Source organism: Streptomyces sp. TLI_55 (assembly GCF_900206255.1).
Classification (GTDB): Bacteria; Actinomycetota; Actinomycetes; order Streptomycetales; family Streptomycetaceae; genus Streptomyces; species Streptomyces aquilus.
Window position 1 is genome coordinate 3,960,851 of sequence record NZ_OAOJ01000001.1, and the last position, 17,942, is coordinate 3,978,792.

General features: G+C 71.8%; 15 protein-coding genes. 8 read left to right on the forward strand and 7 right to left on the reverse strand.

The window, feature by feature from the left end; translation table 11 throughout:
• Positions 1 to 6: 6 nt before the first annotated feature.
• From CRP56_RS18225 to CRP56_RS18240, 4 genes are all read right to left on the reverse strand, one after another.
• Positions 7 to 489: a hypothetical protein gene (locus CRP56_RS18225; protein WP_257040818.1), complete on the reverse strand. Its 483-nt coding sequence runs from the start codon at positions 487 to 489 to the stop codon at positions 7 to 9.
• The gene (locus tag CRP56_RS18230; protein ID WP_097265357.1) at positions 486 to 854 is read right to left on the reverse strand and encodes a hypothetical protein; all 369 of its coding nucleotides are present in this window, start codon (positions 852 to 854) and stop codon (positions 486 to 488) included. Before CRP56_RS18230 ends, CRP56_RS18225 begins: the two co-directional genes overlap by 4 nt.
• A gap of 115 nt (positions 855 to 969) precedes the next feature.
• Entirely contained in the window at positions 970 to 2,199 is a 1,230-nt protein-coding gene (locus tag CRP56_RS18235) for a DegT/DnrJ/EryC1/StrS family aminotransferase (protein ID WP_097265359.1), read from the reverse strand.
• Between the two features lie 32 nt (positions 2,200 to 2,231).
• A complete protein-coding gene (locus CRP56_RS18240; RefSeq protein WP_257040819.1) occupies positions 2,232 to 3,326 on the reverse strand; it encodes a GNAT family N-acetyltransferase in 1,095 nt (364 codons plus the stop codon).
• A gap of 292 nt (positions 3,327 to 3,618) precedes the next feature.
• Between CRP56_RS18240 and CRP56_RS47600 the strand changes: the two genes are divergently transcribed.
• The 3 genes from CRP56_RS47600 to CRP56_RS18255 are packed head-to-tail and all read left to right on the forward strand — an operon-like array spanning position 3,619 to position 6,474.
• Positions 3,619 to 4,035: a hypothetical protein gene (locus CRP56_RS47600; RefSeq protein WP_097265361.1), complete on the forward strand. Its 417-nt coding sequence runs from the start codon at positions 3,619 to 3,621 to the stop codon at positions 4,033 to 4,035.
• The gene (locus CRP56_RS18250) at positions 4,032 to 6,002 is read left to right on the forward strand and encodes a tetratricopeptide repeat protein (protein ID WP_097265362.1); all 1,971 of its coding nucleotides are present in this window, start codon (positions 4,032 to 4,034) and stop codon (positions 6,000 to 6,002) included. The genes CRP56_RS47600 and CRP56_RS18250 overlap by 4 nt, the downstream gene beginning before the upstream one ends.
• A 31-nt stretch (positions 6,003 to 6,033) precedes the next feature.
• Positions 6,034 to 6,474 (forward strand): MarR family winged helix-turn-helix transcriptional regulator, encoded by a 441-nt coding sequence (locus tag CRP56_RS18255; RefSeq protein ID WP_218878047.1) that lies wholly within the window; start codon positions 6,034 to 6,036, stop codon positions 6,472 to 6,474.
• Here the strand turns inward: CRP56_RS18255 and CRP56_RS18260 are convergent.
• Positions 6,449 to 7,645 carry an MFS transporter gene (locus CRP56_RS18260; RefSeq protein WP_097265369.1) on the reverse strand — a complete coding sequence of 399 codons (1,197 nt, stop codon included), beginning with the start codon at positions 7,643 to 7,645 and terminating at the stop codon, positions 6,449 to 6,451. The genes CRP56_RS18255 and CRP56_RS18260 overlap by 26 nt on opposite strands.
• Before the next feature lie 82 nt (positions 7,646 to 7,727).
• On the opposite strand from CRP56_RS18260, the gene CRP56_RS18265 reads away from it, so the two are divergent.
• From CRP56_RS18265 to CRP56_RS18275, 3 genes are all read left to right on the forward strand, one after another.
• Positions 7,728 to 8,735, forward strand: a complete 1,008-nt coding sequence (locus tag CRP56_RS18265) for a winged helix-turn-helix domain-containing protein (protein ID WP_097265373.1) — start codon at positions 7,728 to 7,730, stop codon at positions 8,733 to 8,735.
• 9 nt (positions 8,736 to 8,744) lie between these two features.
• Complete coding sequence (locus tag CRP56_RS18270; protein WP_097265375.1) at positions 8,745 to 9,251, forward strand: glutathione peroxidase; 507 nt, start codon at positions 8,745 to 8,747, stop codon at positions 9,249 to 9,251.
• A 112-nt stretch (positions 9,252 to 9,363) separates the two neighbouring features.
• Positions 9,364 to 10,215: a MerR family transcriptional regulator gene (locus tag CRP56_RS18275; RefSeq protein ID WP_257040820.1), complete on the forward strand. Its 852-nt coding sequence runs from the start codon at positions 9,364 to 9,366 to the stop codon at positions 10,213 to 10,215.
• Positions 10,216 to 10,221: 6 nt separating this feature from the next.
• On the opposite strand, the gene CRP56_RS18280 is transcribed toward CRP56_RS18275, so the two are convergent.
• Together CRP56_RS18280 and CRP56_RS18285 are read right to left on the reverse strand one after the other, a co-directional pair.
• A complete protein-coding gene (locus tag CRP56_RS18280; RefSeq protein ID WP_097265377.1) occupies positions 10,222 to 12,144 on the reverse strand; it encodes a DMT family transporter in 1,923 nt (640 codons plus the stop codon).
• Positions 12,145 to 12,359: 215 nt separating this feature from the next.
• Positions 12,360 to 15,587, reverse strand: a complete 3,228-nt coding sequence (locus tag CRP56_RS18285) for a D-alanyl-D-alanine carboxypeptidase (RefSeq protein WP_097265379.1) — start codon at positions 15,585 to 15,587, stop codon at positions 12,360 to 12,362.
• A 257-nt stretch (positions 15,588 to 15,844) separates the two neighbouring features.
• Here CRP56_RS18285 and CRP56_RS18290 point away from each other — a divergent pair, with 257 nt between their 5' ends.
• Together CRP56_RS18290 and CRP56_RS18295 are read left to right on the forward strand one after the other, a co-directional pair.
• Positions 15,845 to 16,603, forward strand: a complete 759-nt coding sequence (locus tag CRP56_RS18290; protein ID WP_059196005.1) for a GOLPH3/VPS74 family protein — start codon at positions 15,845 to 15,847, stop codon at positions 16,601 to 16,603.
• Between the two features lie 332 nt (positions 16,604 to 16,935).
• The gene (locus tag CRP56_RS18295; protein ID WP_097265381.1) at positions 16,936 to 17,793 is read left to right on the forward strand and encodes a helix-turn-helix domain-containing protein; all 858 of its coding nucleotides are present in this window, start codon (positions 16,936 to 16,938) and stop codon (positions 17,791 to 17,793) included.
• Positions 17,794 to 17,942 lie beyond the last annotated feature (149 nt).

Consider the following 17,942-nt stretch of genomic DNA (forward strand, 5'->3'; position numbering starts at 1 on the left):
GCCTTTCTAAGGGTTGTGGTACGACGCGCTGAGCAACGCCCGTGCCTCGGTGAGGCCGTGGGCGCGCAGCTCTCGATAGGCGGCGCGCTCCTCGCGCGGCGCCCGGGACTTGAGGTTGTTCACGAGGGTCATCGCCCGGAACCAGCGCTGCTGGTCGCCGTAGAGGCGGCGCTCGGCGGCGGCCAGGCAGCCGTCGGTGTGCGCGCCGACGACATGGCCGCTGGGCAGTTCGAGCGTGAGCTCGGCGCGGCCGGTGCCGAACAGGGCGTGGTCCACGTCGGTGGAGGCGGGCGGCCCGCCCGGACGCGGCGGGGTGAGGCCCTGCCGGGTCAGACAGCGGTCGGTGAGCAGGACCTGGGACGCCTTCAGGGTGTCGTCGGGGCTGAGCGACACCGCCGGTTCACGCGGCCCGCCGCAACCGGTCACGCAGGCGACCAGACACGCGGCCAGGCACAGCGCGGCGAGTGCGCGCCGGGTGCGGCGGCTCACCCCGGCTGGCAGTCGGAGTGCGGGACGGCGTCGATCGCGTCGGCCTTGTCGGCCCACTCCCAGTTCTCCGAGTAGTCACCGCCGTACACCGTGCGTTGCAGACAGCCGCCGGAACGCGGGAAGTGCAGGACGTACGTGGTCCGGTCGACCTGGGAGCTGAAGGACTTCGCGTTTCTGCGGACGGTGGCGTCGAGTTCGGCGTATCCGCCGCGGGCCGCGTCGTAGCACCAGCCGCCGCCCATCTCCCCCGGCTGCGGCCAGAAGCACACATGGCCCGGGAGGGCGGCGGCGGAGGCGGACGGGGTGGGGGCGAGCGCCGTGAGCGCGGCGGACAGGGCGAGGGCGAAGGTGACGGAGCGTCGCAAGGGGGACCTCTGGGGACGGTGGCTGGAGGATGCTCACGCTGCCTTCCCCGTGCTGACCTGGACAAGCGCGGAGACCACCGACGTCACCCATGACGGTGAGTAGTCATACAGGTCGTCATACAGGTCGGGTACGGCTGTCCCGCGGTGTCGATCGTGCCGTGAGCGCCGGCCCCGGCTCGGCCGCCCGGGTCCGCTCCTTCGTCAGCGCCTTGGTGACCCGGCGGGCCAGCAGCGGGTCCACCGGCAGCACATGGGAGGCGAACCAGCGGGCGGGCTCCGGGTCCGGGGCCGGGTCCACGAACTCGGCGCCCGCGTAGTCGTCGAGCGGCGGGTCGTAGAGGTAGCCGCAGACCACGCCGTGCCCGACGAGGCGATCCACGAGGGCGTCCCGGTCGTCCACCAGGAGCGGCACCCGGAAGAGCGGCAAGGGGCCGCCGTGATCACGCACTGCCGGGGAGGCCCAGGGGGTGCCCGCGAGGAGCGTGACGCCCGCTCGGCGGTGGGCGAGGTCGGTGTCGAGGCGGTTGAGGCGGAGGGCCAACTGGGCCCGGACGAACGCCCCGTGGCGGACGCGGTAGTCGTTCAGGTCGACGCGTATCCAGGGGTCGTACGGCGGCAGGCTCGGCGCCTCGTGTCCGGCCAGGGACAGCCGCGGCGCGTGCAGGGGCATCCGGTAGGAGCCGGGGTCGCGTTCGAGCAGGCCGAGGCGTTGCATGGCCCGCCAGGTCGGGCGTACGAGGTGCAGGGCCTTGACCGTCGAACGGGCCAGGGGGCGCAGGGTGACCGCCAGGTCGGCGCGGAGCCGGGCCGGGGTGAGGAGGTCGTCGCGCAGGATCTCCAACTCCCGCCGGGTACGGGCGTCCTTGACCGCCAGGAAGCCGCCCGCCATCGCCGCCACGTGCTTGGAGAGGCTGAAGGCGGCGGCCTCGCCGAAGGTGCCGACGGGCTGCCCGGCGACATGCGTGCCGATGGCGTGCGCCGCGTCCTCGATCAGCGGGATGCCCAACTGGTCGCAGCGGCCTCGGAGTTCGGCGAGGCGGTCGGGGATGCCGTAGAGGTTCGTCGTCAGGACGGCGTCCAAGGAGCGCCAGGTGGATTCCGGTACGGCCGCCGGGTCGATGGTGCCGTCCCAGGGGGAGACCGGGGCGGTCACGGGACGCAGGCCGGCGGCTAGGACGACGAAGAGGATCACGTCGTCGTTGACCGGGGACATCAGGACCCGGCCGCCGGGGCGGCACCAGCGCCGCAGGGCCAGGTACAGGGCCAGCCGGGCCGAGGGCGTGTAGACGCACTCCCGGCCGAGCCGCCGCGTCATCGCCGCGGCGAGCCGCGATCCGTACGGCATCGTCACCTCGTGTGTGGGTTCGCGGGGGGGGCTTACTTGGCCGGTGATGACGTGCGCAGGCCGCCGATCGTCTTCAGCAGGCGGTCGGCCGGATCGCGGAGCCAGGGGTGGGCGTTGACCGTGTTGCGCAGGCCGCGGACCGGGCGCCGCCACATGCGGTGGGCGGCGGCCACCGGGTGCGGGCGGACCGCGAAGCCCTCGCCGACCCGCAGTTCACGGGTCTTGAGCCAGTCCTTGTACTCCTTGTCGCCGCGCCCCAGATCCAGCACCTGCACCCCTTCACGCCCGGCGGCCTCGGCCATCCGCAGATGCATGAGCAGGCCCGGGGAGTAGTAGCGCAGTGCGGGGTCGTACGCCGTGAACCAGGCGGCGAAGACGGTGCGCGAGGTCGGCCCGAAGTGGGCGGCGACCGGCCGGTCACCGGCGTAGACGACGGACAGCACACCGGTGAAGTGGTCCTCGCGGACGCGGAAGAGGTGCTCGGTGAGGCCGACGATCCAGGGGCGGGCGAACCGGTCCATGCGGCCCGTGCGCCGGTACTGTGCGGACTTCCAGCGCATCAGCTGCCGCAGCACCTCCGGGTCCCGCTCGTCGAAGACGAACCGCACCTCGCCGTGGTCGCGCGCGAGCCGGCGCTCCTTCTTCAGGACCGTCTTGGCCAGGCCGGGATAGGTGGCGCGCAGCCACTCCGGGTAACTGCCCTCGGCGGCCTTCAGATCGACGACCGGCGAGGCGAACGTCCCCGTGACGAAACGGCCGAAGGGCTTCTGCTCGTCGACGAGGTGATCGAACTCGAACACGGACAGCCCGCAGGCCTTCAGCAACTCGCCGGTGTCCCAGGTGACTCCGGAGCGGTGGACGAGGGCCTGGCAGTCGGAGAGACCGAGGCCGATGGCCCGCCCGACGCCGAACGCCCCCCGCTCGTACGGGAAGAAGCCGACCGCCTCCGCGCCGTCGTGCAGCACCGCGATCCGGGCCCCGCCTCGGTACCGGCCCACCCCGAGCGCGAACTCCGGGGCCAGGAAGGGGTTCCCGAAGTCGGGCGACTCGTCCATCACGCGGTGCCAGGCAGCGCGGAGCGTGCCGCTGAGCTCCTCCGGTCTGTGGATCGTGATCTGGTTTCTCATGGAGTTGCTCGTGGATCGCATGGGCGATCGCTCCCCCCAGTTCCCCCCATGACGCGCCGGCCGCGTCCCGCCACTTCCTCCGCCATGTGCCCGTCGGCTCCCGTGCCCATTGTGCGGTGGGGCTCAAACGTCGCGAAACAGTACGCACGCTGTCAAGGGTGCCTGTCGTAACGGAACCGTGCGGATTGGGCTCTTCCCGTCCGGCTGCGCTCCCCCGCCTGTATTACTGCCTCGATGACGGCATCCTCGTAGGAGCGAGGAGAGTCACGTACGGAGGGAACGGGGGCCGGGCATGGCGGACACCGGGTTCGTGGACGGGATGACGCCCTATTTGCGGGCGTCTCTCGGGGCGCACGGGGAGCGGGTGCTGGACAGCGAGGGCGTGCCGGTCGTGAGCGGCCCGGCGGAGGTGGGGCGACGGATGCTGCGGGCCACGCACCGGCGGGGCGACGAGCGGGGCCGGGAGGCGCTGGCGGAGGCCGTGGCGGACGCGGTCGCCGAGCCCGGCAACGAGGACGCGCTGGGGGCGCTGCGGCAGCTGATCCGCCGGGCGTTGAGCAAAGACCCGGGGTTGGAAGCGGAGTTGGCGGCACTGCTGCCTCACCGCACGGCTTCGGTGGTCGTCGCGTCGGGCGAGCGGTCGATCGCCGCCGGGGGCAACATCGGTGTCGCGATCACCGGTGACGGGCACGGTTCCTCGACTTCATGAACGCGGAGCACGCCCCGGGAGCGTCCGGGGAACGGGCCATCGCGGCCGGTGAGTCGATCGGCGTGGCGGTCAGCGGGGACAACGCGCGCGTCGTCGTGCTGCCGGCGGCCGCCGTGCACTGGGCGCGGACCGTGGAGGCGCCGGCCGGGGCGGGGTTCCTGCCGGGGTCGGCATCCGGGGTGTTCGTGGGCCGGGAGGACGAACTCGCGGAGTTGCGCGCGTTGTTGACCGGCGGGGGCACGGCCGCGGTGACCCAGCAGAGCGCGGTGCGGGCCATCCACGGGCTGGGCGGGGTGGGCAAGTCGACGCTGGCGTTGCAGTACGCGGCGCGGTACCGGGACGCGTACACGCTGGTGTGGTGGATCACCGCGGAGACGGCCGAGTCGATCGTCACGGGGTTGGGCGGCCTTGCCATGGCGTTGTGTCCGCAGTGGGCGGGGGCGGCGGGGCCGGACGAACGGGCCGCGTGGGCGTTGCTGTGGCTCCAGGAGCATGCGGGGTGGCTGCTGGTCTTCGACAACGTCGAGGATCCGGGGGTGTTGCGGCCGTATCTGGGGACGCTGCACCGGGGCCACCACCTGGCGACCAGCCGTAAGGCGACGGGCTGGCACGCGGTGGCTCCGTCCATGGCGCTGGGGCTGCTGCCGCTGGAGGAGGCCGTCGACCTGCTGACCCGGCTGGCGTTCCCGGGGCGGGCGCCGACGCGGGAGGAGTGGGCTGCGGCGACGGAGTTGGCGCGGGTGCTGGGGTGTCTGCCGCTGGCTCTGGAACAGGCGGGGGCGTACGTCTACGAGACCGGGACCGGGTTGGACGACTATCGGCGGTCGTTGGGGCTCGTGTTGGACGAGGTGAGCGAGGGGATCGATCCGGAGAGGACGATCGCGCGGATCTGGGATCAGACGCTGGGGGCGATTTCGGCGCGAGATCCGTTGGCTGTGCGGTTGTTGGAGGCGATGGCCTGGATGGCGCCGGATGACATTCCGCGGGGGTTGTTGGAGCCGCTGGCGCCGGATGTGGTGGGGTTGAACCGGGCGTTGGGGGTGTTGCACTCGTACAACATGGTGGGGTTCAGCGGGCCGTCGTTGGTCGGTGTGCATCGGTTGGTGCAGGCGGTGTTGCGGGGGCGGGCGGTGGGGCGGGCGGATGCCGAGCGGGTGATTCAGGCGGCGGTGCTGTCGCTCGGCGAGGACGAGGAGGCCACGGCGGACCAGTGGCAGCAGGTCCTGCCCCACATTGATGCCCTTGCCGAGTACGCACCTGAAGGGAGCGTTCCGACGGAGACGATGGCCGACGCCTACTTGGTCGCCGCGCAGTACCTGTTCGAGCGGCAGCGGGACGACCAGACCATCACCTTGCGTCAACTCGTCCTTGCTCATCGCTCGCAGAAGGGCGACAACCATCGCAATACCCTGGCCGCCCTGAATAACCTCGCCAACGCCTACGCCGACGCTGGGAGCCCCCGACTGGCCATCCCACTGCTGGAGACCGTCGTCGCCCGGATCGTAGAGATCCACGGAAGCGCACATCTCAACACCATCGACTGCCGCCACAATCTTGCCCGCGCCTACGCGCAAGCCGGAGACCTGGAACGAGCCGTCCCACTGCTGGAAACGACCCTCGCCCAATACGAACAGACCGTCGGCGACAGCCACCCCCACGTCCTATCCTGCCGCAACAGCCTCGCCGTCGCCTCCATGCAAGCCGGAGACCTGGAACGAGCCGTACAACTCCTGGAAACGACCCTCGCCCAATACGAACAGACCGTCGGCGTCAGCCACCCCCATGCCCTAACCTGCCGCAACAGCCTCGCCGTCGCCTACGCGCAAGCCGGAGACCTGGAACGAGCCGTCCCGCTCCTCGAAACGACCCTCGCCCAACGCGAACAGGTCCTCGGTCCCACACACCCTTACACCGAGGCCACGCGCCGGCGGCTCGCAGCAGCCCGCCAAGCCACCCAGCTACGCTGACCAAATGCCCAAACCACCCCCCACCCCCACCCTGGGCATAGTCCCCGCCCTAGTCCGCTCCGCGTTCCTCATCAACGCCGTCTACGCCGACTCCAGCCGCGCCTTCCACATCACCCCCCAACAGGGCCAACTCCTCTGCGTCCTCATGCCCCACCCCCAGGGCATGACCGAACTCGGCGAAACCCTGGGCCTCGCCAAGTCGAGCCTCACCGGCCTCGTCGACCGCACCGTCCAACGCGGCCTCGTCCGCCGCGAACCCGACCCCCGTGACAGACGTGCCGTACGCGTGAGTCTCACCGAGCAAGGCGCCGAACTCGCCGCGGAGTTCTACGAGGAGACCTGCCGCCGTATCGACGCGCTGCCCGCCGGTCTCACCCCCTCCGAGCGCGACCGTCTCGCCGCGCTCCTCTCCCGCGTCGTCCTCGACAACAAGGTGCCGGAAGTGTTCAGCGAGCCAGACCCGGCGCCGTAGCCGCCTCGGTGGCCGGCGTACGAAGTCCCGCCACCGCCAGTGTCAGCGTCACCAGCACCGACGCCCCCGCCGTCATCGACATCGCCGCCGCCGGAGACGTCACCTGCGCCAGCGAACCGGCCAGCGCCGCGGCCACGCCCTGCATCGTGAGCATCCCGGCGGAGCGCAGCCCCAGGGCGTGGCCCGCCATGTCGTCGGGGGTGAGGGACATCAGCCGCTCCTGCTGGACCAGGCTCGCGGCGAAGCCGACGTTGGACACGAACACCGCCACGGCGGCCACCGGCACCTCCGGGCGCAGGGCGAAGATCAGATACGGCGCTGCCAGCAGCAGGAGCAGGGGCGTGGCCAGGCGCCCGCGCAGGGACGGTGGCACGAAACGGCCCACCAGCACATCGCCCACGAACATCCCCAGCGCCCCGGACGCGAACAGCGCGCCCGCGGCTTCCGGGGCGTAGGAGACGTAGAGGGAGTCGCAACCCACGACGAGGCCGTTCGGGAGCCACAGGCCGAGGTACGTCAGGCGGCGGCCCCGGGATGACCACAGGAACGCGTTGTTGCGCCAGGTCGCCCGGACCGAGAGGCGGCCGGAGGCGCGGGGCGGGCGGGCGGTCAGGCCCAGGCGGTAACCCACCGCCTGCGTCAGATACAGCGCGGCCGCCAAGAGCAGACAGAGCCGCGGGGACAGCAGCGCCAGCAGTGCGCCGCCCAGCGCGAAGCCCAGCACCTGCATCAGGCCCGACGCCATGTTGAACATCGAACGGCCCAGGACGAAGCCCGACTTGGGGAGGATCTCGTTCAGCAGGCCCCCGGTCACCCCGCCGCCCAGCGACGCGATCAGCCCCTGGACGACCACGACGGCGAAGACTCCCCAGACCGGGAGGCCGGGCAGCGCCAGCACCGCCGTCAGTGCCGCGAAGGCCAGGCCCGACCAGACCAGCGTCGACCTCGGGCGCAGCCGGTCGGCTCCCGAGAGCAGGAAGGTCGCGCCCAGCACCTGCGCGAGCTGCGGCCCGAACATGCTCAGCGCCGACAGCAGCGGGGAGTCGGTGGCCCGGTAGACCAGCGTGGCGAGGGACAGTCCGCCGATCGTCAGGGCCGCGTTGAAGGCGGCGTAGGAGAGGAAGAAGGGGGTGAACTCCGGGGTGCGGAAGAGCTCGCGGTAGCTGCGCATGGAGGGAGTCTCGGAGCGACCGGGCGGCGATCGTTATTGTTTCGCGCGTCGGCGAAAGCCGCAGCGAGGCGCAGGGGGGCTCATGGGGTGGTGGCAGCTCGACGCCGACACCCTTGCCCGCAGCCGGTTCGTGGTCTCGCCGTTCGCCGAGACGTTCGCGAGTCTGTGGCTGCTGCGCCGCGGGACCGCCGCCCATCCCGGTGAGGAGGCCTGGCTGCGGGCGCATCTGCCGGGCTACCGCGCCTTCCTCGCCGCCGACCCGGTGGCCGGCGCCCTCGTGGACGCCGCGCTGCGGTCCTGGATCGCCGACTTCGTCTGCCCGACCCCGATCAGCGGGGAGACCTTCGAGGAGACGGTGGAACGGGTCCGTGAGGCCGCCCCCGACGCGGCCCGCGCCAATCTCCGCGTCTCCCTCGCCGGACCGCTCCCCGCGCTGCTGGAGCGGGACGACCTGCCCGAGCGGGCGACCGCGCTCCTCACCCACGTCTGGGAGGAGACCGTACGGCCGTACTGGGACCGTCGGCGGCGCGTCCTGGAGGCCGACGTGGTCGCGCGGACCGCTCAGGTGAGCCAGGGCGGCTGGGCGGCCGTGCTGGACTCGCTGAAACCGTGGACGCGCTGGCTCGGGGAGAGCCGGTTCCAGGTCAACCTGCACGAGTATCCGCCGCGGGAGGTCGCGTCCGGCGCCGAGCTGTCCTTCATCCCGGTGACGACGGGGAACGGCTGGGTGTCGTGGGAGGGGCGGGAGCGGTACGCCGTCGTCTACCCGTGTCTCGGGGTGCTCGCCGAGGACCACCGGCACCGGCCCGTCCCGAGCGGGCTCGGGGCGCTCGTCGGGGCGGCGCGGGCCGGGCTGCTGGTGCTGCTCGAAACGCCGATGAGCACGACCCAGCTGGTCGCGGTGACCGGCCGCGCCCTCGGCTCCGTCGGCCGCCATCTGCGGGTGCTGCTGGACGCCGGGCTGGTGGAGCGGCGGCGGGCGGGGCGGTCGGTGCTGTACGAGCGGACGGCGGCCGGGACCGTGCTCGTGGAGGCGTCCCGCACCGAGACCTCGGAGCCTGCACATCGGCCCGACACTTACCGGAGTTAGCATCCGCTTATGACGACTGCTGACAGCACCTCCCCCCTCTCCGTCGAGATCGGCACCCTCCAGGGCGGCGCCGCCGACCTCTCCCAGTACGCCGGCCAGGCCGTGCTGATCGTGAACGTGGCCTCCAAGTGCGGGCTGACCCCGCAGTACACGGGCCTGGAGAACCTCCAGAAGAGCTACGCCGACCAGGGCTTCACCGTCCTCGGCGTGCCCTGCAACCAGTTCATGGGCCAGGAGCCCGGCAGCGCCGAGGAGATCGCGGAGTTCTGCTCGGCGACGTACGGCGTGACCTTCCCGCTGACCGAGAAGGTCGAGGTGAACGGCGAGGGCCGGCACGCGCTGTACGAGCGGCTGGTCGACTTCGCCGACGCCGACGGGCACACCGGCGACATCCGCTGGAACTTCGAGAAGTTCCTCATCGGCCGGGACGGCACGGTCGTCGCCCGCTTCTCCCCGCAGACCGAGCCGGAGGCGCCGGAGCTCGTTGCCGCCGTGGAGGCCCAGCTGGCCCGTTGACCTCGCCCCAGGCTCCCCAGCCGGCCCGTTGACCTTGCCCCTGGGGCAGGGCGGAGTCTCCTCGTCACCGGGCGGAAAGATCCGTCCGGTGACGGAGGACGAGGATGGTCCGGTGACTGACGACACCCTGCTCACCATCGGCGCGTTCGCCGCGCGGGCCCGCCTGTCGGCCAAGGCCCTGCGGCTGTACGACCGGCTCGGACTGCTGGCCCCGGCGCATGTCGACGAGGCCAGCGGCTACCGCTACTACCGGGCCGGCCAGGTGGAGCGCGCCCGGCTGGTGGCGCTGCTGCGGCAGCTCGACATGCCGCTCGCGCGGATCGCCGAGGTGGTCGAGGCGGGCGGGGTCGCGGGCGCGGACGTGCTGGCCGCCTACTGGGCCGAGGTCGAGACCCGGTTCGCCGGGCAGCGGACGCTCGCCGAGTACCTCCGTGGACGACTGTCGGGGAGGAGCTCCGAGATGTACGGGAAGTTCGTGGTGGAGACGGTGGAGCTGCCGGAGCAGGTGGTGATCACCGAGACACGGCATGTGCTGGCCGACGAGCTGCCGGCCTGGATCGGCGCCTCACTGGGCCGGCTGGAGGAGGGCGCGCGGGAGTGCGGGGGCGTGACCGCGGCCCCGTTCGTCCGCTACCACTCCGAGGTGTCCATGGAGAGCGACGGGCCCGCCGAGTCCTGCGTGCCGGTCGCCGACGAGGCCGCCGCGCGGGCGTGGGCGGTGGCACAGGGCCGGGTGCGGGGCACGGAGGTCCGGGTCGAGCCAGCGCAGCGGTTCGCGTACACCCGGGTCACCAAGGCGCAGGTGGCCCATCCCCAGCTGATGGCGGCCTTCGAGGCGGTGGAGGAGTGGATCGCCGGGCAGGGCCTGGAACAGGCGGGGCCCTGCCGGGAGATCTACTTCACGGACTGGGACGCGGCGGGGCCCGAGGACCCCGTCTGCGACGTGGCGTTCCCGGTCAGGTAGGCAGCCCTATTTGAGCTCGTCGGGGCAGGGCGTCCCGCGCGGCAGCTGATAGGGCGCCGCCAGCCGGTACGTCCCCGCCCTCGGCGCGATCAGCTCGGTCCACTTGTCGCCCTGGGCGTCCTCCTCGGTCTCCAGCAGGCAGCCGTTGACGTTGTCGTACGTCTTCGGCTCCCCGTCGGCCCGGTCCTTGGACGCCTCCGTCTCCTGCGGCGGCTTGAGGCTCTTGCCGTCGGCGTCGACGATGCTCAGCCACGGCGAGTACGGGATGCGGATGAGGATCCGGCCGGCCTTCTTCACCTGGAGGGTCATCTCGCCCTGCTCGGCGCGGTCCACGACCGCGTTGGGCTCGGCGAGCGGGGTCGGGTCGGTCACCTGGAACAGCTGCCAGTTGGCGTCGCCCCACACCTGCTTCAGATACGGCATCCCGCGCTGCACGAGCTCCCGCTCCCGCTTGGCACCGTCCCCGTCCGGCTCGTCCTTGGGGACGACCACGAAGTGCACGGCCCAGCGCTTGACCCACTCGTGGTAGTTCGCGGAGTTCAGGGTGTCGTCGTAGAAGAGCGGGTTGCGCTCCATGTCGGCCTGGCGGTTCCAGCCGCGGGCGAGGTTGACGTACGGGGCGAGCGCGGACGCCTCCCGGTGGGAGCGGGCCGGCACGACCTCGACGCGGCCCTTCTCCGCGCCGACCACCTGGAGCTCGTTGACGAGCGGGGCCAGCTCGCGGGCCCAGGAGGCGGCCGGGGTGGTGTTGAGGACGTCGTCGACCGACTTGAAGCCGACCCAGCCGCCGAAGCCTGCGATGGCCACCACGATCGCGTACCACTTGCGGCTGCGCGGCACCGTGAACGGCAGCGCCGCCACCAGCACCGTCCCGGCGAACAGCATCGGCAGCCGGGAGATGTTCGACCCGATCTGCGAGCTGATCAGCCAGACCAGGACGACGGCGAGCGCGTACACCGCGGCCGTCAGCCGGACCGTCTTCCACCCCTTGGGGACCACGAAGTAGACGATGGCGCCGTACAGGAACGGCAGGATCACCGAACCGAAGATCATCGGCTGGGTGCCGGAGAACGGGAACAGCCACGCCGACACCGCGACCACCACGGTCGGCGCGATGCCCAGCGCCCAGGCGCCGGGCCGCCGCTTCTGCAGGAACAGCGCGACCGCGACCAGCCCCACGAACAGACCCGCGACCGGCGAGGCCATCGTGGCGAGCGCGGCCAGCGGGGCGGCGCACAGCGCCTTCGCCCACCGCTTGTAGCGCCAGCGGTACGGCCAGCAGAACACGACCGCGACCGCGCCCAGCGCGAACATCGTGCCGAGCCCGAAGGTCACGCGTCCGGAGACGGCGTTGCAGAAGAAGGCGACGACGCCCGCGAGCGAGGCCCACAGCGGGTTCTTCACGGACCGGCTGCGCAGCAGGATCAGCGTGAGCAGCCCGGCCGAGACGGTGCCGGCGATCATCATCGTCGTACGGACACCGAGGACCGACATCAGATACGGCGAGACGACGCTGTACGACACCGGGTGCATGCCGCCGTACCAGGCGAGGTTGTACGCCGAGTCCGGGTGCCGGCCGACGAACTCCGCCCAGGCGTCCTGGGCGGCGAGGTCGCCGCCGCTGTTGGCGAACACGAAGAACCACATGATGTGGAGCCCGCCGGACAGGGCGGTGAAGGAGAGCACGGGGTGCCGCAGGATCCGCTCACGCAGAGCGAGGAAAGCGGTGAGGAGGCGGGAGGGCACCGGGGACGCCTCAGGGTCGGCTGCGGCGACCGGGGTGTCGGTGCTGCTCACGGCACTCTCGGCGCTCTCGGTACTCTCTGCACTCTTCGCGCTCTCTCTACGCGGCGCGGGCACACGTATTCGCGGGCTCATGTCCGAGCCCGGATCGGCGTCGTCTGCGCGTGTCGGCTCCGCAGTGGCCACCTGAAGGCAACTCCCCGTGTCCCGTCTTCTTTTCTCGGCCGTGTGATGTTCCGGCCTCGTTCACGGTCGCGTTGTGCGCGACCGGCGACCTGCCCCAATTCGTGACGCTAGCACGCAGCCCGCCGCCGGGCCCCCGGGCGGGGGCGTCGGCGGCGGGACGCGGGGCGCTTCCTCGGCCCTCGACGGCCCTCTATCGGCTTTCGACCGGCCTTCGATCAGCCGAGGCGGGTCAGTTTGTCCGTGAAGCCCGGTTCGGCCAGGTCCTTCTGGAGGGCGACCGGGACCGAGACGGCACCCTTCGAGGCGTCACCCACCGTGAGCGAGCCGACCTTGGTGCCGGCCTTCGCGGTGTGCGGTACGTCGTCGGCGGCGAACGTCAGCTTCACGGTGAGGCCGGACCAGCCGACAGCGGTGACGTCCTTGGTGGCGACGACGGGCGTCTTGCCGCCGAGGCCGTCGTCGACGTACCCGACGACGTCGCCCTTCTTCAGGATCGTCGCCGTCTTCAGGCTCTGCTGCGCGGCCTGGACCAGTGTGTCGCCCGCGGACAGGGCGCCCTGGAGGATCGTGTTGTCGTAGCCGCCCTCGGGCTGGCGCAGGACCGCGCCGAAGATGGTGCGGGTCTCGCCGCCGATCTCCTTCACCGCCGCGAAGACCAGGTTGCCGCGGGCGGAGGTGGTGGTGCCGGTCTTGATGCCGATCACGCCGTGCTTGCCGACCAGCTCGTTCCAGTTGCGCTGGCGGGCGCCCTTGTAGTCGTAGTACTCCATCATCGACACGACCGAGCGGAAGACCGGGTCCTGCATCGCCTTCTTGGCGAGCTTCACCTGGTCCACGGCCGTGGAAACGGTCGTGTCGTTCAGGCCCGAGGGGTCGGTGTACGTCGTGTTGGTCATGCCGAGGTCCTTGGCGGCGGCGTTCATCTTCGCCACGAAGCCCTTCTCGGAGCCGGCGTCCCAGCGGGCCACCAGGCGGGCGACGTTGTTCGCGGACGCGAGCAGGATGCCCTGCAGCGCCTCGCGCTCGGAGATCTCGTCGCCGGCCTTCACCTTCACGGTCGACTCGCCCTGCGCGGACGCCTGGTCCTCGGCGGCCTGGTCGACCTTGATCATCGGCCCCTTGGCGTCGCCCTTCAGGGGATGGTCACGCAGGATGAGGTACGCCGTCATGACCTTGGCGACACTCGCGATCGGCACGGGCTTCTGCTCCCCGGAGGAACCGAAGGAACCGATGCCCTGCACCTCCAGCGCGGCCTGCCCCTGCGCCGGCCACGGGACGTCGGCCTTGCCGCCGTCGAAGGAGTAGGTCTCCTCGGCGGTGAGCTGGAGGGTGGGGGTGGGCAGCGGGCGTACGGACTGTACGACCGCAAAGACGACCGCGAGGAGCAGGACGACGGGCGTCCAGATCTTCACGCGGCGGACGGTGGTGCGGAGGGGGGTCTCCGGGGGCGGGGGCGTGTTGGTGAGCTCGGCCAGGAGGTCCAGCGGCGGCTTCGGCGGAAGCGGCTGCTGGGTGGTGCGCTCGGGGCCGACCTGGGGGACCTGGGTGGTGCGCTCGGGGCCGACCTGGGGGACGGGGGTGGTGATGTCGGGCTTGAGAGCGACGAATTTGCTGGTGGGGCGGTCGGTGGCGGGGCGGTCGGTGGTGGGGCGGTCGGTGGTGGGGCGGGGCAGCTTGAGCATGGTGGTGGGCTGATCGACGGGCGCGTCGGCTTCGCCGCCCGTCTTCCCGGCCGTCTTCCCAGCCGTTGTCCCACCCGCACCACCCGTGCGGCTTTCGGTGCCGGGGGCGGGTGGCCCTTGGGGGGCCTTCTCGCCGCGGGCGGCTTGAGATGCGTCGGCTGCGGGAGCGGCGGCGCGGCTCTCGGTGCCGGGGGCGGGTGACCCCTGGGGGGACTTCTCGCCGCGGGCGGCTTGAGGCGCGTCGGATGCGGGAGCGGCGTCGCGGCTTTCGGCGTCGGGGGCGGGCGACCTGTGGGGGGCGCTCTTGCCGCCGGCCGCTTGGGGCGCGTCGGTGGGGGCGGTGGCCCTTCCCGCTGTGCCGGTCGCCGAGGTGGAGGCGGCGGCTGCCGTGCCGGTCGCGGCGCGCGGGTCGGCCTTCGGCGCCGCGGGGGCGGGCTCGGCGGCCTTGGCGGCGGCAACGGGGCTGTCGGCGGGCTCAGCGTCGGCACGCCCATCACGCGGCGCGTCAGCAGGCTCGGCAGCGTCACGCGCGTCGCGGGGCTCGTCGGCGGGCTCCGCAGGGCCCTCCGCGTCGCGGGGCTCGTCGCTCGGCTGCGGGGTGTCCTCGGGCTCCTCCGACGCCGCCGGGTCCTTCGACGCCGCCGACTCCTTGGATGCCACCGGACCGGGCTTGCCGGTGTTCCGCTCGGCGTCGCCCTTCGCGGCCTCGACAGCCTCCGCGGCAGTCTCAGGCTCCTCAGTGGCCGTCTCGGGCCCCTCGGCGGCCGTAGAGGCACCCTCGGGCCCCTGCGACGCCCTGCGGCCGTCGTCCGCCTCTGCGGCTACGTCCTCGGCGCTCGGCGCGCTGTCAGCGGCCTCGGTCTCGGCGGCGGCGTCAGCCTTCGCCTCACCATCGACCTCGGCCTCGGCCACGCCGTCAGCTCCGGCCCCGGCCTCGGGTCCGGAGTCGCCGTCAGCCCCGGCCCCGCCGTCGGCCTCGGTGCTGGCCCCGCCGCCGGTCCCCGTCCTGGACTCGGCGCCAGCCCCAGCCTCGCCATCGGCCTCGGGCCCGGAGTCGCCCTCGGCCCCGGCCCCGCCGTCGCTCTCGGTGCTGGCCTCGCCGCCGGTCCCCGTCCTGGACGCGCCGCCAGCCCCAGCCTCGCCGTTCGCCTTCGTGCCGGACTCGGCGTCAGCCCCAGCCTCGCCGTCGGTCTCCGTCCTGGACTCGGCCTCAGCCCCGCCGTCGGCCTCGGTGCTGGCCCCGCCGCCGGTCCCCGTCCTGGACGCGCCGTCAGCCCCAGCCTCGCCATCGGCCTCGGGCCCGGAGTCGCCCTCGACCCCGGCCCCGCCGTCGCTCTCGGTGCTGGCCTCGCCGTCCGTCTCCGTCCTGGAGTCGACGTCGGCCTCCCCCGCGGCGCTCGCCTTCTCCGGCGTGCCGTCTCCCGAGCGGACCCACGCCGCCACCGCGGCCCGCAGTCGCGCGTCGCCGCCCTCGCCGGGGGCGTCGGCCGTAGAGGGCTCGGCAGCCTCGGCGTCGGCGTCCGCCTTCGCCGCGGACTCCCTGGCCTTCGCCACGTCCCGTACCGAGAACACGCGCGTCGCCGTGTCCACGCCACCGGCGCCGCCGCCGGAGTCCGCGCCCGCACCGTCGGTGTCCCGGGCCACCGCGAGCCGCGGATCGCGGACCTCGGCCCTGGCCTCGGGAACCGGACCCGCGCTCCCCGACGTCGGTTCTGCCGACGACTCGCGCTGCTTCGACCTGTCGGGGGACTCGCCCGCCACCGATGCCTCCTAAACCGTGAACCCGTGAACCTGTGGAACCTGTGGAACCTGGACCGTGGATTTCTATCCGACCGCCTGCCCCGGTCACCGGTCCACCGCACTGTCCGAACCGTGTACCAGTGTCCTGTGTGAGGCCTTAGCTCCTGCGGTAGACGAGAACGACATACCTACTGGTTCCACTACAAACAGGTCACGCACCCTCGACAGACCAATGTGAGAGGGGTCACCCTGTCGTACATCCACGCGGGGAGGCATGGATGGGCAGGAGCCGCAGAACACTTCCGGAGGAGCTTCTGCTGCTGGCGTTGGACCCGACCACGGGTACCACCGCACAGCCGCAGTCGCTCGACCTCGGTCTGGCCGGAGCACAGCTAGTAGAGCTGGCGCTGGCCGGACGGATAGCCCCAGACGGGGATCGTATCGCCGTGGTCGTACCACGGCCGACTGGAGATCCGACGCTGGACTGCGCGTTGGAGTTGCTGCGAAGGCGTGGCGCTCCCGTGCGGGCAGTGAACTGGATTGGCGGGCCTCGCCTGGGGCTGCGCCAGACCTACCTCTCGCATCTCGAACGGTGCGGCATGGTGCATGCCGTCGCCGGTCAGATGTGCGGGGTGTTGCCGACGACTCGCTATCAGGCGACGGACAACGCCATCAGCCGGGAGATCAAGGCCCGGCTGGACTCGGCGATCCGCACCGGCGTACCGCCGGACCCGCGGACCGCGGCGCTGGCCGCCCTGGCCCACGCGGTCGGCCTCGGCAAGCATCTGTACCCAGGCAACGAGGGCAGGTCCTCGCGGTCCAGGCTGCGGGATCTGATCAGGCACGACCCCATGGGCGGCCTCGTCGCGCACGCGGTGATGGACGTCCAGAACGGTGTGGCGGCACAGCCACGCCGTAGCCCCGCTCCGGCGACCGGCCGTCAGGCCGCACCCGGCGGCAGGGCCGCAGCGGAACCCGCTCGCGGTGTTCCGGTGCAACCGCGCCGCGGTTCCATGGCGCGTGTCGTGGCCCACTGAGCCGCAGTTCCCACGACACAGCCACCGGAACCGAGTCGCACCACACGCACTGCCGGCGCAGCCCCATACCCGGAATCGGGAGCCGCTGGTCCGCGCGGGGCGGCGGGACCGTGTGTCCGGACGACACCACGGTCCCGCCGTCCCGCGCGCTTTTTTCGTGTCCACACCCTCACAACGGCGCGCGTGTCACCGCCGTTCACCGCGAACCGGCGCCTGCGCAGCGCATATCCACGGTTTCCCAGCGGTAGAAAGCACCTTGGTGGCAGTCTGCTCAACAGCAGATACGCAAAGTGGCAATTTTCGAAGGCACGCAGCCGGAGGTGCACGTTCTCGTGGCGACCAATGTCAATCCCACCGTCAGGCGCCGCCGGCTGGGCCAGGAACTGCGCCGGCTCCGCGAGCTCAAGGGCATGACCGCCGAAGAGGTCGCCGAACGGCTGCTGGTGTCGCAGTCGAAGATCAGCCGTCTGGAGAACGGGCGGCGCAGCATCAGCCAGCGCGACGTCCGCGACCTGTGCGGGGTCTACGAGGTCGAGGACCACCGGATCGTCGACTCGCTCATGCAAATGGCCAAGGACAGCCGCCAGCAGGGGTGGTGGCATTCCTTCGGGGACATCCCCTACTCCGTCTACATCGGCCTGGAGACGGATGCGGCCAGCCTGCGGGTGTACGACCCGCAGGTCGTCCCCGGCTTGTTGCAGACCCGTACGTACGCCGAGGCCCTCATCTCCGGGGCGCTTCCCGAGGCGACGCCGACCGACATCGACAAGCGTGTCCAGGTGCGCCTGCGCCGACAGGAACGTATCTCTGCCGCCGACAACCCGCTGCGCCTGTGGGCGGTGCTCGACGAGGCGACCCTGCGCCGCGAGGTCGGGAACAAGCAGGTGATGATCGAGCAGCTGGAGCATCTGATCGAGATGTCCCAGCTGCCGCACGTCACCGTGCAGTTGATCCCGTTCACGATGGGCGCGCACCCGGGGGTCAGCGGGCAGTACGCGATCCTGGAGTTCCCGGACGCGGCCGACTCCAGCGTGGTCTACATCGAGGGCGTCACCAGCGACCTGTATCTGGAGAAGGCGCAGGACGTGCAGAAGTACAGCGTGATGTACGAGCATTTGCGGGCACAGGCCCTCAACGCGGACCAAACCCGGGACTTCATCTCAAAGGCGGCCAAGGACTACGCCCGCTGACCGCACAACGGGCCACTCTGTAAGGCGGGCGCCGAAAGGTACACCTAAGTCGGGCCGTGATGGAAGACCCCACTGGAATATGCCACCCGGGCGGGTGAATACCATCCCCAGACTCCGATGTTGGCGAGTAGCGTCGATCACGCCATCGA